General features: G+C 43.9%; 9 protein-coding genes. 2 read left to right on the forward strand and 7 right to left on the reverse strand.

Features of this window, described 5'->3' with window-relative positions; genetic code table 11:
* Positions 1-96: 96 nt before the first annotated feature.
* The 6 genes from H8S54_RS03075 to H8S54_RS03100 all read right to left on the reverse strand — a co-directional run bounded on the left by H8S54_RS03075 (position 97) and on the right by H8S54_RS03100 (position 8,624).
* Complete coding sequence (locus H8S54_RS03075; protein WP_186900882.1) at positions 97-2,550, reverse strand: glycoside hydrolase family 2 TIM barrel-domain containing protein; 2,454 nt, start codon at positions 2,548-2,550, stop codon at positions 97-99.
* Between the two features lie 252 nt (positions 2,551-2,802).
* The gene (locus H8S54_RS03080) at positions 2,803-3,954 is read right to left on the reverse strand and encodes a glycoside hydrolase family 5 protein (protein WP_186900883.1); all 1,152 of its coding nucleotides are present in this window, start codon (positions 3,952-3,954) and stop codon (positions 2,803-2,805) included.
* Between the two features lie 30 nt (positions 3,955-3,984).
* Entirely contained in the window at positions 3,985-5,292 is a 1,308-nt protein-coding gene (locus H8S54_RS03085; protein ID WP_186900884.1) for an alpha/beta hydrolase-fold protein, read from the reverse strand.
* 199 nt (positions 5,293-5,491) lie between these two features.
* On the reverse strand, positions 5,492-6,313 hold the full coding sequence (locus H8S54_RS03090) for a carbohydrate ABC transporter permease (RefSeq protein WP_186900885.1): 822 nt from the start codon (positions 6,311-6,313) through the stop codon (positions 5,492-5,494).
* Positions 6,310-7,191 carry a carbohydrate ABC transporter permease gene (locus tag H8S54_RS03095; RefSeq protein ID WP_186900886.1) on the reverse strand — a complete coding sequence of 294 codons (882 nt, stop codon included), beginning with the start codon at positions 7,189-7,191 and terminating at the stop codon, positions 6,310-6,312. Before H8S54_RS03095 ends, H8S54_RS03090 begins: the two co-directional genes overlap by 4 nt.
* Positions 7,192-7,307: 116 nt before the next feature.
* On the reverse strand, positions 7,308-8,624 hold the full coding sequence (locus H8S54_RS03100) for an ABC transporter substrate-binding protein (RefSeq protein ID WP_118577574.1): 1,317 nt from the start codon (positions 8,622-8,624) through the stop codon (positions 7,308-7,310).
* Between the two features lie 354 nt (positions 8,625-8,978).
* Between H8S54_RS03100 and H8S54_RS03105 the strand changes: the two genes are divergently transcribed.
* Together H8S54_RS03105 and H8S54_RS03110 are read left to right on the forward strand one after the other, a co-directional pair.
* A complete protein-coding gene (locus H8S54_RS03105) occupies positions 8,979-10,790 on the forward strand; it encodes a sensor histidine kinase (protein WP_186900887.1) in 1,812 nt (603 codons plus the stop codon).
* Positions 10,787-11,530 carry a response regulator transcription factor gene (locus tag H8S54_RS03110; RefSeq protein ID WP_186900888.1) on the forward strand — a complete coding sequence of 248 codons (744 nt, stop codon included), beginning with the start codon at positions 10,787-10,789 and terminating at the stop codon, positions 11,528-11,530. The genes H8S54_RS03105 and H8S54_RS03110 overlap by 4 nt, the downstream gene beginning before the upstream one ends.
* A 46-nt stretch (positions 11,531-11,576) precedes the next feature.
* On the opposite strand, the gene H8S54_RS03115 is transcribed toward H8S54_RS03110, so the two are convergent.
* Complete coding sequence (locus H8S54_RS03115) at positions 11,577-14,105, reverse strand: glycosyl hydrolase family 95 catalytic domain-containing protein (protein WP_186900889.1); 2,529 nt, start codon at positions 14,103-14,105, stop codon at positions 11,577-11,579.
* Positions 14,106-14,108 lie beyond the last annotated feature (3 nt).

A 14,108-nucleotide genomic window follows, 5' to 3' on the forward strand; every position in this document is an offset into this window, starting at 1 on the left:
CCTCCTTTTTGAGTGTCAGAATATCTGCATCTCTTTTTAATTATACAGGCATCACTGCCTATTATCCAGAACATATTGCAAAAAACGATAAATTATTTATCCAAGAATCTCCACCTCAGCCACTGCTTCGCCAAGGTCAGACTGTGCTTTTACAACTACTTTGCCAGCGCCGGACTGTGGACGAATGATAGCAAGGGCTTCGCCGTAGTAGGTATCGGTTTCGGCGCTCTGGTAGCTTTCCGGGTAGTACGGGCATGCACTGCCGAAGGCAAGAAGGTCGCCGCCTTCTACTTCAAGCTTGATCCGTCCTCTTGTCAGAGGTTTGGTCTCGCCGTTTTCATCGGTGTAGCGCATTCTTACATAGCAAAGGTCGGTGTCTGCATTCACACGGGTAAGCTCCGGTTCTGCACGAAGGACAGTTTCTTTTCCAGCTGTTGCTAAGGTTTTCTCTGCAATTACATTATCATTTGCATCAAATGCAACCGCCTTGATTTCTCCATTGTGGTAGGTGGTATCAAAGAATACCTTGCAGTCGTTTTTCGGCTTCTTAGTTCCTACGCACTCTCCGTTTATATAAAGCTTTACATGATCTGCGCGTGTATAAACCTCAACCTTCGCAGCCTTTCCTTCACAGCCATCCCAGGACCAGCTTTCCATGGCATTGGTCATTTTCCATGCGGATGGGGAGTGCGCATCTTTGGTGTGGTCAACCGGAACTACTGCAATTGCCAGGTCTTCCAGTTCGAAAGCCACTCTTGTATAAGTCATCTCGCCAAGAGGCTTTCCAGTAAGGTCGATTCTTCCGGAACCAGCGCTTACCCAGCCGCAGCCGCCATCAAAACGCGGTGCATAATCCTTGTACTCCCAGGCTCCGATTCCAACCTCTCCAAGATAATCCTGCGCTGCCCAGACAAAATCACCGATAATACGTTTGTCCCTTTTTGCTTCCTGCATAAATTGATAAGCATCTGCACAGAAGGTCTCGCTTCCCAGAATCATTCTCTTCGGATATTTCTTCAGGTCATGACGGTAACGCTTGATTCCATAGTTGTATCCGGCCACATCCATGTTTGCGTAAGCATCTCGTGTTTTTACATCACAAGGATAAAGAGTTGCCCCTGTTTTCATAAATCCGGCGCCAAAAATTCCGGCAACTGTGTTATAGAATTCACTTCCCACAGCCTTTTTCTTCTTGGCATTTTCCGCAGCTTCGTCTGCCTTTTTGTCACTGTAAACTCCAAAGCCCATAGAGCTTAAGAAGTTAAAGAAAATGTTGATTCCGCAGCTTACCGGGCGGGTGGAATCCAGCTCATGAAGTCTGTCTGTAAAGGTTTTAGTAAGGGCAATTCCCTTTTTCTGAGCGGTTTCGGATACCTCATTTCCGGTAGAATACATGATTACGGATGGGTGGTTATAGTCCTTATCCACCATATCCTTCAGGTCTTTTCTGTAGTTATCCATGATCTCATCTGCATAATCATATTTGGTTTTGTGGATGTACCAGCCGTCAATGTACTCGTCCATTACCAGCATTCCCATTTCATCGCAGGCACGAAGAAGCGCCTTGGAGCACGGGTTGTGAGCAGAACGGATTGCATTGTAGCCGGCATCCAGAAGAAGACGTACTTTACGGTGCTCTGCAAATTCGTAAGCGCAGGCACCAAGAAGTCCGTTGTCGTGATGGATACAGCCGCCTTTAAGAAGAACACGTTTTCCATTAATCTGGAATCCATTCTCCGGGGTGCAGCTTACCATACGGATACCGAAAGTTTCCTCCTGCACATCCTCTCCAAAGGTCACACGGCACACATACAGATTTGGTTCCTCTGGGCTCCACAGTTTCGCTTCCGGAAGTGCGATTTCACAGGAAAACTTGCCGTCCGCCTGAAGGATTTCCATTGCAGCAATGTTCTCCCCAGTGTTGCCTGCTGACTGATTTTCTCCTTCGCCCTGTGCAAAATTTCCTACACTGGAAACTTCTCTGTTTCCACTTTTCTCCAAAATCTCAACTTTCACTTCGCCTGCAGTATTTGGCCATGCTTCCACGCGGATCTTCGGCTCTTTATAATCCAGAGTGGTGATCTTCACGCTGTCAAAACGCAGATGCTTTTTCGGCACTGTGTACAGCCAAACCGGACGGTAAATTCCGGTTCCGGAGTACCAGCGGCTGTTTGGCTGATCGTGGTTGATCACTTCCACGCGGATCACATTCTCTTCGCCGAATTTTACATGCTTGGTTGCATCCACATAAAATCCAATATAACCATAGGAATGATAAGCCACTTTTTCACCGTTGAGATACACAGTAGCTTTACGGTAAACGCCTTCAAATTCCAGGATCACTTTCTCTTCCTTTGCCTCTTCCGGAAGTGTGAAGGTTTTCTCATAAGTGTAGTCCTGCGCCTCATACCATCCTGTATTTACGCCGCCAGCACTTGTCTCGCTTCTCTCGTCTAACTGCATGGCATCGTGAGGAAGAGTCACTGCAAATGCGTGCTCTCTGTCACCTGTTTTGTAACAGAGCCAGTTATTATTGAAATTCTGTTTCATGTTTACCTCCTGAAATCTCCCAATTTTTCTAAAAAAACATGATTATTGCTGTTTCGTGTGCAAAAAAATCATTCCTACAATCTACACGCCCATACACAACCAGCAATTTCACATACTTTCTGACTATATATTATCAAACAAATAGCAGGCTGCACTATTTTAAGCGCAACCTGCCAGAAAATACACGCAAACTGTATAAATACACTTCATTCTTTATCCAGATTCTTATCACTACCTATTATATATTCTTCCTTACAGCTTTTCCATGAATCTATCCGTTCTCACTGGCATCCAACCTTTTTTCCAGCATCTGCATAAGTCCCAGGAATCCAGGCGAGTGGCATACATGGGCACTTCCTTATCCCGGTACAGCTGATAGTTCCAATAGAAGAAACCGGCAGTATCCTTCCATGCATTCAGCTGAAGAACAGCTGCCTTTCTGTACCATTTTTTGCGGTAATCTTCATACTCGTCACGGATTACCTCATGACCCTTTTTCTTATCCGCAAGCTCATTGCATACGCACCACTCACCTACAAAAACAGGGGTATATTTCTGGGCTTTCTTCAGCAGATGCTGCTGGTATGCAATGAATGCGCGGTATGCCCAGAAGCTGTGAATGTGTGTCACATCTTCCATTGCCTGGATATAAATATGAGTATCGATCATGACATTTTTCATGTGATGCTTTACGAAAAAGTCCTTCCACATTCCCAGGCGGAAACCATCATGAAATACGATTACTTTTTCCTCTGGCAGGATTTTGCGAAGCCGTCCGTAGGCCTGCACATAGAACTTTTTCAGGAATCTGCTGGAAACATGGCGGGAACCTTTGGCTTCTGCTTTGTCTGCTGCTTTCTTTCTGCTGGGTGCACTCATATAAACGCTGAAGCTGATAGGCTCGTTGAGTACTTCGATTCCAAATAATTCTTCCCGGTCGCGATAGCGCATTGCCAGCCGCTCCAGCACGGTCAGTACAAATTCCACCTCATCCGGCTGCTGGCTCCACTTGCACACGCCCTCGATTCCGCCATTGTCATAGCTATTCTGTCCGCCGGGTGCAGTGTGAAGATCGACGAGAACCTTCAGTCCGTATTTTCCAGCCCAGTCAAAAGCTTTGTCCAGATATTCGATGCATCCGGAGTATGGTTCTCTGTCTCCAAAAATGAAATATGGTACCGGGATGCGTACGGTGTTTAATCCGTGAGAGGCAATGTTTTGGAAATCCTCTTCTGTTACGTAAGTGTCTCTGTGTTCTTTCATCATAGGCCAAAGCTTTTCTTGGGGTACGTTGCGGTTCAGCCAGGTTTCGTCTTCTGCTCCCGTTCCCTTGAAAATAAAAGGCTGCATCCATTTCTCAAGTACAAGCCAGTTGCCCAGATTGGTTCCGATTATTTTGTCCATATAAAAATACCTCCCATATGTAAATCTTTTTTATAAAAAGATCTTCTGCAGATAATTATACAACGCCAAATGCCAGTTTCCCATAGAATGATACCTCATAGGAAATACGTCAAACGTCGTATTCACACCGCTGCGCAGCCTTGGCTCAATATCCAGAAGTGCCTGATAATCCTGTACCTGTCCAGGCAATGCAAAATCGAAATTACCGCTTGCCACATACAGATAATGAATTGGTAAATCTGCAAAATCCCCCGCCTGAATGGTATCCTCAAACGCCTGTGCATCCGTCCTGCTTCCGCTAAATGCCCCAAACCAGGAGAAATAATCCAGGCTCTGGCAAAGCACGGAATGATACATGGTCACAGCTCCACGAGATAATCCTGCAAAGGCCCTGTGATCCCTGCTCTCCGAAAATCCGACATCATCCGCTGATTTCGCATAAGTTGAATAAGAAGATTCAATCTCCGGCATCAGATCATTCCGCAGTTCTTTTGCAAAAAAATAGGTCAGCTGATCCAGATCCTCTACACAGTCATCCTCCACATAAAAAGTCGGCGTCACCACGATCAGCGGCTGAATATCCCCGCTGGCGATCAGATTGTCCAGCATAGTCTTGTTATATGGATTGGTTTTCAGCCAGTATTTTTCATCATCCCCTGTACCGTGCATGAGATATAAAATATTATACTCCCTCTCCTCTGAATATCCATATGGCAAATATACGTAAGCGGTTTTCGTTACAGTTCTCTCATCAGTTGCATAGGCTTTCGTTTCATAAACAACTTCCTCTACCGTTCCCGCCTGCTCCGGTTCAGCCCCATCATATTTTTCTGGCACTGCCCACAGCTCGTCCCTGGCCTGTCCATCGGCATTATGTGCTGCCTCATATCTCATTTTCCAGAATCCCAGTGCCCCTGCCGCAATCAGAACTGCTGCCAATAATGGAAAAACTGCCGCTTTTCCAACTGGTGTCTTTTTCCAGACCATATACCCAGTTCCCAGAATTCCCCCAACTGCCGCCACAATGCATTCCACCAGAAACATCCAGTTGAAGTAATAAGTGCTGGTAGAAAAATTTGTATTAAAATACAGGACAAACGCCGCCGCTCCAATCACCAGATACAAAAACGGCATCCTGCTTTTCCACGCAGCAACAGCCAGCAAAATGAACGCTACCGCAATTACCCCGAATGTAATAAATGCTGTTTTATCCCCCAGCATTGCAAAACGGACAATGTCAATACAGGCGAATAAAATCAAAATCCCCGATGTAATCCGGCAAATCCAGTCCACCGCATCTTTCTCAAATTTTCTTTGTTTTTCATCACATATCTTCATTACTGTCCCACCTTATGTCTCAGATTATTTTACCACACTTATCAACAATATCAAACCCTTGCCCCTTTACGCCCCATCTGGCAAATTTAATCTATTTTCAGGCAAAAAAGAAACAGCCCTCTGAATTTAAACACTCAGAAAGCTGTCCCCATCTTAGAAGGAATTATCTTAAATCAATTGTGTAGGAAAACTGTATTTCTCACTCTTTCACCGCACCAGACGTCATACCGCCCACAATATACTTCTGACCGATCATATACACAATAATAACCGGGATACAGGTGAGTACAATATCTGCAAAAATATAGTTCCAGTAACTCTTGTTCTTTCCAAAGAACTGGTAAACCGCCATTGTCATCGGGAACATTTTGCTCTTGCTGGACAGATACAAAGGTGTAAGAAAATCACTCCAAACGCCCATGAACTGCAGGATAAAGCAGGTGACCATAGTTGGTTTCAGAAGCGGCATGATAATCTTGAAAAACAGGCTGAGAGGACCTGCGCCGTCAATAACAGCAGCCTCATCCAGCTCTACCGGCACGGAAACCACGAAGTTGCGAATGGTAAATACGCAGAACGGAATCATTGCACTGGTAAATACCATGATAATTCCCTGGCGTGTATCATTCAGGTGCAGCGTGCTGAGTACTCTCACCAATGTTACATAGTTAACCGGGAAAAACAGTCCGCAAAGTACGAAATAATATAAAAATACATTTAATCTGGTACGCTTGCGGCACATTACAAAGGCAGCCATTGCACAGAGCACAACCCCAAAAGTGGTTGCGACCAGTGCGTAAAGTAAACTGTTTGAAAATCCCTGGATCAGGTTTCCTTTGTCAATAACCTCGGTATAATTGGAAAACAGCCATTCCTTCGGCAGGGCAAGACTCATTCGGGAAGCCTCGCCTTTACTCTTGAAAGAGTTTATAACTACCATATAAAAAGGCAGGATAACGGTCAGGCACAGCAGGATGCATACCAGATGTTTCAGCAGATTCTGAACTTTTTTCTTTGTCATTGCTGTACCTCCTGTTTTCCTAAAGTTTTAACAATTACAACACCAGCAATTGCTGTGATCAGAAGCAGAATACTGTTCAAAGCAGAAGACATACCGTACTGACCTCTGGAATAAAGCTGGAATGCATAGGTGGTAAGAACCTCTGTTGCATGTCCAGGGCCACCGTTTGTGAGAACGTAAACAATATCAAATACCTTCAGACCGTATGTAATACCAAATACCAGGTTGATCATAATGGCGCCGCTGAGCATTGGAAGTGTCACATAGCGAAGTCTCTGCCAGAAGTTTGCCCCATCGATCTCAGCTGCCTCATAGTAGGATCTCGGAATGGTATTCAGACCGGCAAGGAAAATCGTCATTACATAACCAATACCTCTCCATGCATCCACACCATAAATGGATTTCCACACAACGCCAAGATCCGAAAGCCATTTCTGTTTCAGGATTCCAAGATGCAGACCATCCAGGATTGCATTTAAAAGACCATTGTTATAGTTGAGAATGGACTTGAAAACAAGACCAATGATAACAAAAGGAAGGATAGACGGCAGATACAAAAGTGTTCTGTAAAGTCCCTTTCCTTTCAGTCCTTCCTGAAGCATGATGGCAATCAGAAGTGCCGGAATCAGCTTCACAATGTTGGAAATAATGGTAAATTTTAATGTATTTCCAATACCGCTTAAGTAATCCTTATTTGATGTGAAAATCTCTTTAAAATTGTCCAGTCCCACAAAATGAACACCATTTAATACACTTCTTGAATTCCAGTCTGTGAATGAATATGCAACACCCATTATACTGGGAAGCAGGAAAAAGATAATGTACAAAGCCAGCGGCAATATCAGAAACCACTGGGGATAAATTTTCTTCTTATTCAAAGGCGATACCTCCCCTTTATCAAACAGTGCGAAGGAATCACTCCTTCGCACTGAAGATATACCCTTATTAAATATCTTATGCTTAAATAATTATGTCAATTTCTTACCGAAATACTTTAGTTCCAGTTTGCATCTCCAACTGTCTTGGCAGCCTCTGCACGGTTTGTATCCATATTTGCAAGAACGTCATTTGCTTCCATTTCGCCCTGGCAGAACGCAACCATATCTTGACCGAACTGCATCCAGTAGTCGTTTGTATATTTGGTACCAGTCTGAAGAACAGATACGCTCTTCTTGCTGTCATCTACAGTTGCAAGGAACTCTTCTTCCTCTGGCAGCCAGTGCTGCTCAATTGCATCATCGTTCATATCAACGTTTGTGTATGCAGGAGAGTTGTCAAGGATTTCCTGAAGACTCTCTGTGGTTGTAACAAAATTGAAGAATTCTTTTACAAGATCCTCATGCTCTGTTCCCTTGTAACCAAACATGGTAGGTCCAGCCGGGTTGGTCGGATACCAGGTGTTATCGCCAAGTGGGATCAGGAACATACCAAACTCATCCTCTGTGCCTGTGTCATCTTTGATCTGCTGAATGTAACTGGAGTTTGCCATAGCCATTGCAATGTTTCTGTCGCCAAATTCATTTGTCAGGTTGGTGCTGTCAGTTCCAATCCAGTCCTCTCCGAAATATCCTGCATCGGAAAGCTCTTTGAACTCGTTCAGAACCTCAAGCATTTTCTCATTGTCAGCAAATGTAGCCTGATTTGTATTCAAAGCATCGTAAAGTCCTGGTGTAGCTTCTTCGTAAACACCACCGATCTGGAAGAATGCCAGCTGATGCTGCCATCCATCTGCACCTGGCATAAACCATGGAGTAATTCCCTGTTCTGCGATCTTAGCGCAAAGGTCTTTCAGCTCTGCATAAGTAGATGGTATCTCCCAACCATTCTCTTCGAACAATGTTTTGTTATAAACCATTACATATTCTGGTGAATTGTGCCAGATCTGAAGTCCGTATAATTTATCATTGTATACACAGGATGTTTTTCTTGCTTCCGGCATAAGATCTTCCCAGGAAGCTCCTGTGAAATCAATACAGTATTTCTCTGGATCAACGATTGTAGACTCGATTGCAAATGGGTTGGACTGAATCCAGAAAATATCTGCACAGGAATCAGTAGCTAATTTTGACTGAAGAAGATCAGAATACTGGTCAGCCGGAATAGTCTGAAGGTCAACTGTTACACCATAAGTATCTTCAAAACGCTCGATTGTTGCATCATATCTGTTATCCATCCAGCCTGCTGATACCAGAATACTCAGCTCCTCACCGGAAAAATCTGCAGTCTCCTCTGCAAATACGGTAAGTCCGCTTGTCATGGACGCGATCATTGCTGCTGCACAAGCCACTGCCACAAAACTCTTTCTTTTCATTTACATATCCTCCTTTTAATAAAATGGCATTTACCTCATTCAGGAATCTCCGCTGATTCCTCTGTTCTTTTGATGATATTATTTTATCAGCCAGATGCTTTTTAATCCATGGATATTCTTACTTTCAATTTGTACTTTTTTCACCACATATTATACTTTTTTCACATAAGCTTATGTTTCTTCGAAAAGTCACCCGAAATTCTTATATATATTTTCTCTGTTTTCGAGCATTTATTTGTACTTTTTAAACAAATATGATATACTGATTTTTAATGTTTCACACATGGATTTCTGCATCTGCTTTCATAATATAGTCAGCAGCGCGGGCAAAACAATTACAGGAGGTATCGCCAGATGAAATCACGCAGTTTACAATCCAAGCTTTTTTTTGCCTATATCAGTCTGGCCTGCCTGATTCTTTTTTCTTTTGCTGTTTTTTTCTATGCTTTTGTTTCCAGACAGCTCAAGCAAAGTCAGATCAGTGCCATGAACACTCTCAATTCCAGCTTTCAGACTCAGGTAGATTCCGCGATCCGCAATCTGGATGCAGTATCTGTAAACATTAACTACAGCAATCAATCCAAAACCATTCTGGACAATTCCTTCAACTTAAACATTTCCAGCGATATGCTTTCTGCCATGTCAGATTTGTTTATTTCCCTTTCCGGAACCGAGCTGAAGGCAGATCAGGTAAATCTCTATGATTTTTCCGGATATGTTCTGGAAGCCGGCATCTCAACTATAGTCAAAAAGACGGATGGCTCAAAGGATGAGTGGATTGAGGCCGCCCGTGAACTGGAGGGAAAAAAAGTCCTTACTCCACCCTACTGTACCAGAGAATATACAAAAACAGCCACCTATGACCAGTGGTTTATTTCCCTGTACCGATCCTTTAACAATCAATATAAACGTGGCGTGGGTGTGATTGAAACAGCCAAGCAGTGCAAATCTGTTTTTAAAAGTATCATCACTTATAAAAAAAAGAACCATGAAGATGCTGCCAGCATCTATGTTTTTGACAGCAATGGCGATCTGATCTATCCCTACGATATTTCCCAGGAATACAAAGCAGCACTTCAGCCCTACTATGAACTTACCAAGGGAGATGATTCAGCCCTCACTTTTATTAGTCCTCTTACAGGAAAAACAGAATATGCAGCAGAGGCCGTGTCCTCTTATACCGGCTATACCTATCTTACAATTCAGCCGGAATCTGTAGTTCTGGCTCCGGTTTACAATCTGCTTCGTATTCTTGCAGCAATTGTTGCGCTGTTTCTGACAGTCTCCATCTTTATTTCCTACCGGCTTTCCCGTTCAGTCGTAAAACCGGTAAAGCATCTGAAGCATATTATTCAGCGCATGGAGCTTGATACACTTGGACAGGAAAAGGTAACTGCATATCCGGTTTCCGTTAATGAACTGGAAGAGCTCTACCAGGCCTTTCAGCTGATGAGCGATAATCTGAAAGATTCCATGGAGCAGCTTACCCAGGCAAAAGAGCAGGAGCTGCGTGCCAGAAGCATGGCTCTGCAGACACAGATCAACCCGCATTTTTACTATAATACCCTGTCCAGCATTATAGTGCTGGCTGAAAATGGGGATTCGCAGACGGTTGTAAAAATGTGCCGGAATCTTTCCCAGATCATGCGGTATATTACCAGCACTGCCGAAACCACCGTTACTTTAAAGGATGAGCTTGATTACGTACAGAAATATCTGTACTGTATGAAGGTGCGTTACCAGTCCAGCCTGAACTACTCTATTGATGTGGATGAAAGACTTCTTTCCCAGCCAGTTCCAAAACTGATCATCCAGCCCATAGTGGAAAATGCGATCCGTTATGGCTCTGACTGTGCACCACCCTGGAATATTTCTGTTACCAGTATTGTCACACACGGAAGCTGGCAGATTGAAGTATCTGATACCGGCCCCGGATTTACAGAAGAAGCCAAAGAACGAATTACTGCAAACATTATGAAAGCCATTCAGAATCCTGGACTTCCCGAACTGAAGATAAATGGACTGGGAACTGTCAATGTATATCTCAGATGGAAAATCTTTTGCAAGGGAGACATTATTTTCAGATATGGAAACAATACTGACGGACATGGAGTCGTATCTATCGGTCGATATTTTCAAAATAAGGAGGACACAGAAACAGTATGAAATACACAGTCATCGTTGCGGAGGATGAAGAACTTCTGCTCAATAATCTTGTCCAGAAAATCCAGAAGGCGGATCCGGATTTTCAGGTTGCGGGAACAGCACAGACAGGAGATCAGGCACTTGCACTGATAGAACAGCTCAGCCCTGACCTTGTAGTTACGGATATCCGTATGCCTGTTATGGACGGAATTACCCTGCTCTCCAGAGTACGGGAACAGTTTCCATTTACAAAATTTATTATTACAAGCGGATTTTCTGATTTCGAATATGCCAGAAAGGCTATTACCCTGAAGGCTTCTGATTATCTGCTGAAACCGGTTGATCCGGATGAGCTGAAAGAAGCTTTGACAAAAATAAAAAAAGAATTTCAGATTGCCGGAAATGATTATGAAGAAATATTCAATGCACAGACCGCTGCCCTGACACCTTCTCAGATTGCTAATCTGCTTAAGGATTTTATTGTAAATAATTACAGCGAGGATATTAATCTGAATCTGATTGCAGATAACCTGAACTACAGTCCCAGCTACCTGACCAAAATTTTCTGCCAGGTCTACGACTGTACACCTTCCAGGTATCTGATCAACCTGCGAATGAACCACGCCCAGAGACTTCTGCTCCACGAACCGGGGCTGTCCATTAAACAGATCGGAGAAATATGCGGCTACCATGACCAGGGATATTTCAGCAGGATTTTTAAAAAATACACAGGGAAAAGTCCTCTGGAATTCCGGGGATAAAACAGGCTGTCGGGATAAAAATCATAGTATCCCGACAGCCTGCTTATTACAATACGGACAGCAAAACCTGTTCCTCTTTCTGTAATTCAATACTCAGGTATTCCCCGAAACACACCTCTTCCCGTCCACTGTAACCGTATTTCACTATAACACTTTTTTCGGGCCAGGGGTTTTCCACGCGGCAGGTATTCCCTTTGTGGCTTAGCACAGTGACCTTTTCTATCTCCCCATCCTTAAGGGATGCACTTACCTCAAAGCCACCCCATGCGCGAAAATTCCTGAAGGAAGCATTTGGATGTTTTTTTCTTGGCCATACAGGAAAAATGCGGATGACGCCTTCATAGCTTTGAAGCATCATTTCCTGAATTGCATCCGGAATAGTGTTCAACTGCTCAATTCCATGCGGATTTTCTTTCAGAAAGCCGTTTGGAATTCCACGGTAAGTAATCATATCCCTCATTTCCTTCCAGATAATATCCGGGTCGTAGCCTGTACGGACAGCTGCAGTAAAAAACAGGCAGCTCAGATTAGACGCATTAAATGCCCCTGCTTTATAGAAATGGGCATGCTTTACAACTGTTTCTTTTTTCTCATCAGCAGCTCTCTCAAGAGCCTTTTTATACTCCAGCTCACCCAGTTTGTTCTCCACCAGGCTGTGAATATGCACTGTATTTCTCGCCACTTCCAGCTCTTTTTGATCACTTCCAAGACCCACTGCATTCCCTGGATAAATATGCATTATATTTCCGGGAAAATGGAAGGACCACTTTCCGCCAACACCTTCATCATAATAAATTTCTTTATCCAGCATTTCCTGGGGAAGCAAATCCTCCAGCTTCACATCCACTTCTTTCCACAATGTAGGATTGTCCTGAATTTCCCGAATGCTTCCCTTTGGATATGGCGCCAGATTTTTGGCAATTTCCTGCCACTTCGTTCGTTTTTCTTCATCCAGTTCCAATGCCTCACTGATTTTTGGAAGCCTGGTAAAAAATGTTTTCAGATACCCCAGAGTATTTACAGGATCCTCCGGCACACCATTTTCCCTGATATTTCTATCTGTACGCTCATGCATGCCATCTCCAACCACATGGTAAACGCCATCCCGAAGAACCAGATCCTTTTCCCAGAACTCAGCCACTCCTCTGAGATATGGGTAAACCTTCCAGGCATACCTTGTATCCTGACTGATTTCATAGCGATAGATCATATTTAGTGCACCGTGAAGTGCCGGTGATTTCATATGCAGGAGCAATGCCTCACTGACCACCCCATCAGGACCAAGTCCAAGCGGATAATAAAGCCCTTCATGATGAAGAAGGCGCTTACACATCTCGTCTGAAATCTCCATTAATTTCAGATAAGGTGCATCATGTGGATCGGACTGTTCAAAATGCCCGGAAACCATCAGGTTCAAGTAAGGTGACTGATGGTTATAATTGATCTTGTAATTTCCATTCCACGCAGGGCGGTCAAAAGTACTGATTCCAAGAATATTCGGCGGATAATCCGGATCCCGTGCCAAACTTGCCAGCATATACTTTGACAGATAATATCTCTGCTCGATCACCGGATCGTCCAGAGATATTTCCGACATGCTCCAGAATCTTTTCCACCATGCCAGATGACGGGTGCGGAGATTTTCCACATCTTCTGCAGTTATCCACCTTGTTCTTGAAAAAGCATATTCATAAGGTCTGCTGCATTTCGCCCAGGAACGCACTGCCAAAATAAAAGTTGCCCTCTCACCGGCTTTTATTCTTCTTCTGGTGCTTCTGTCACATAAGTCATAAGCATTTCCGAATTCTCTGGATTTTTCAGCGGACACATTGTTTTCTGCCTTTTCTTTTTTCAGAAATCCCCCTGCGAATCCAACCTTCGTCGGCATGTCCACATGATCGGAAAACTGCCTGTAGCCACTTACAATACCACCTCCGGTTTTCTTCACCTGCAGCGGCCGTCCTGTCACAAGCCCTACAAACATTCCATTTTGAATTTTCTCTGACTCACCGCTTCCCCAGATATCAACTGCTTTATCACAGCCTTTCCCCGTTTCATCCGGAAAATAAAAATCAAATTCCAGATCCAGGTCTGCCTCCGTTTTAAACTCCACCACAAGAACATTCTCATCTGCTGCCATCCAGCTTTTCAGAGCACATTTCTCGCCTTTAGAATTTGTTAATATTGTTATAGTTTCTGCCGTTGCAAAATTCTGTTCCGTATACCACTTTGCATCCTCCATAGCCGGAATGTCAAACACCATACGGCCAACAGGTCTTGGACTGCCCCCACTTACAGCAGGATCACATTTGGCAGAATTGTTATCATGAAAAAATTCCCAGTTCGCTGCACTTTCCATCTGCCAGAAATCATTTGTAGTAAACCAGAACTGCGGATACCTTGCATTTCCTGCCACAGCAGCCAGCAAATCTCCATTTCCAAGAATGGGAGCATCAATCTTCGTTCCGGCATTCTGCCAGATTTTCCATCTTCCACCGCCGGATACATCCACATTGCCATCCGGCACTGATTCCGGAGGCTGGGTAAATACCGCTTTATTTCGTTCTGCTATCATATA

The organism is Blautia segnis (assembly GCF_014287535.1).
GTDB classification, from domain to species: domain Bacteria; phylum Bacillota; class Clostridia; order Lachnospirales; family Lachnospiraceae; genus Blautia_A; species Blautia_A acetigignens.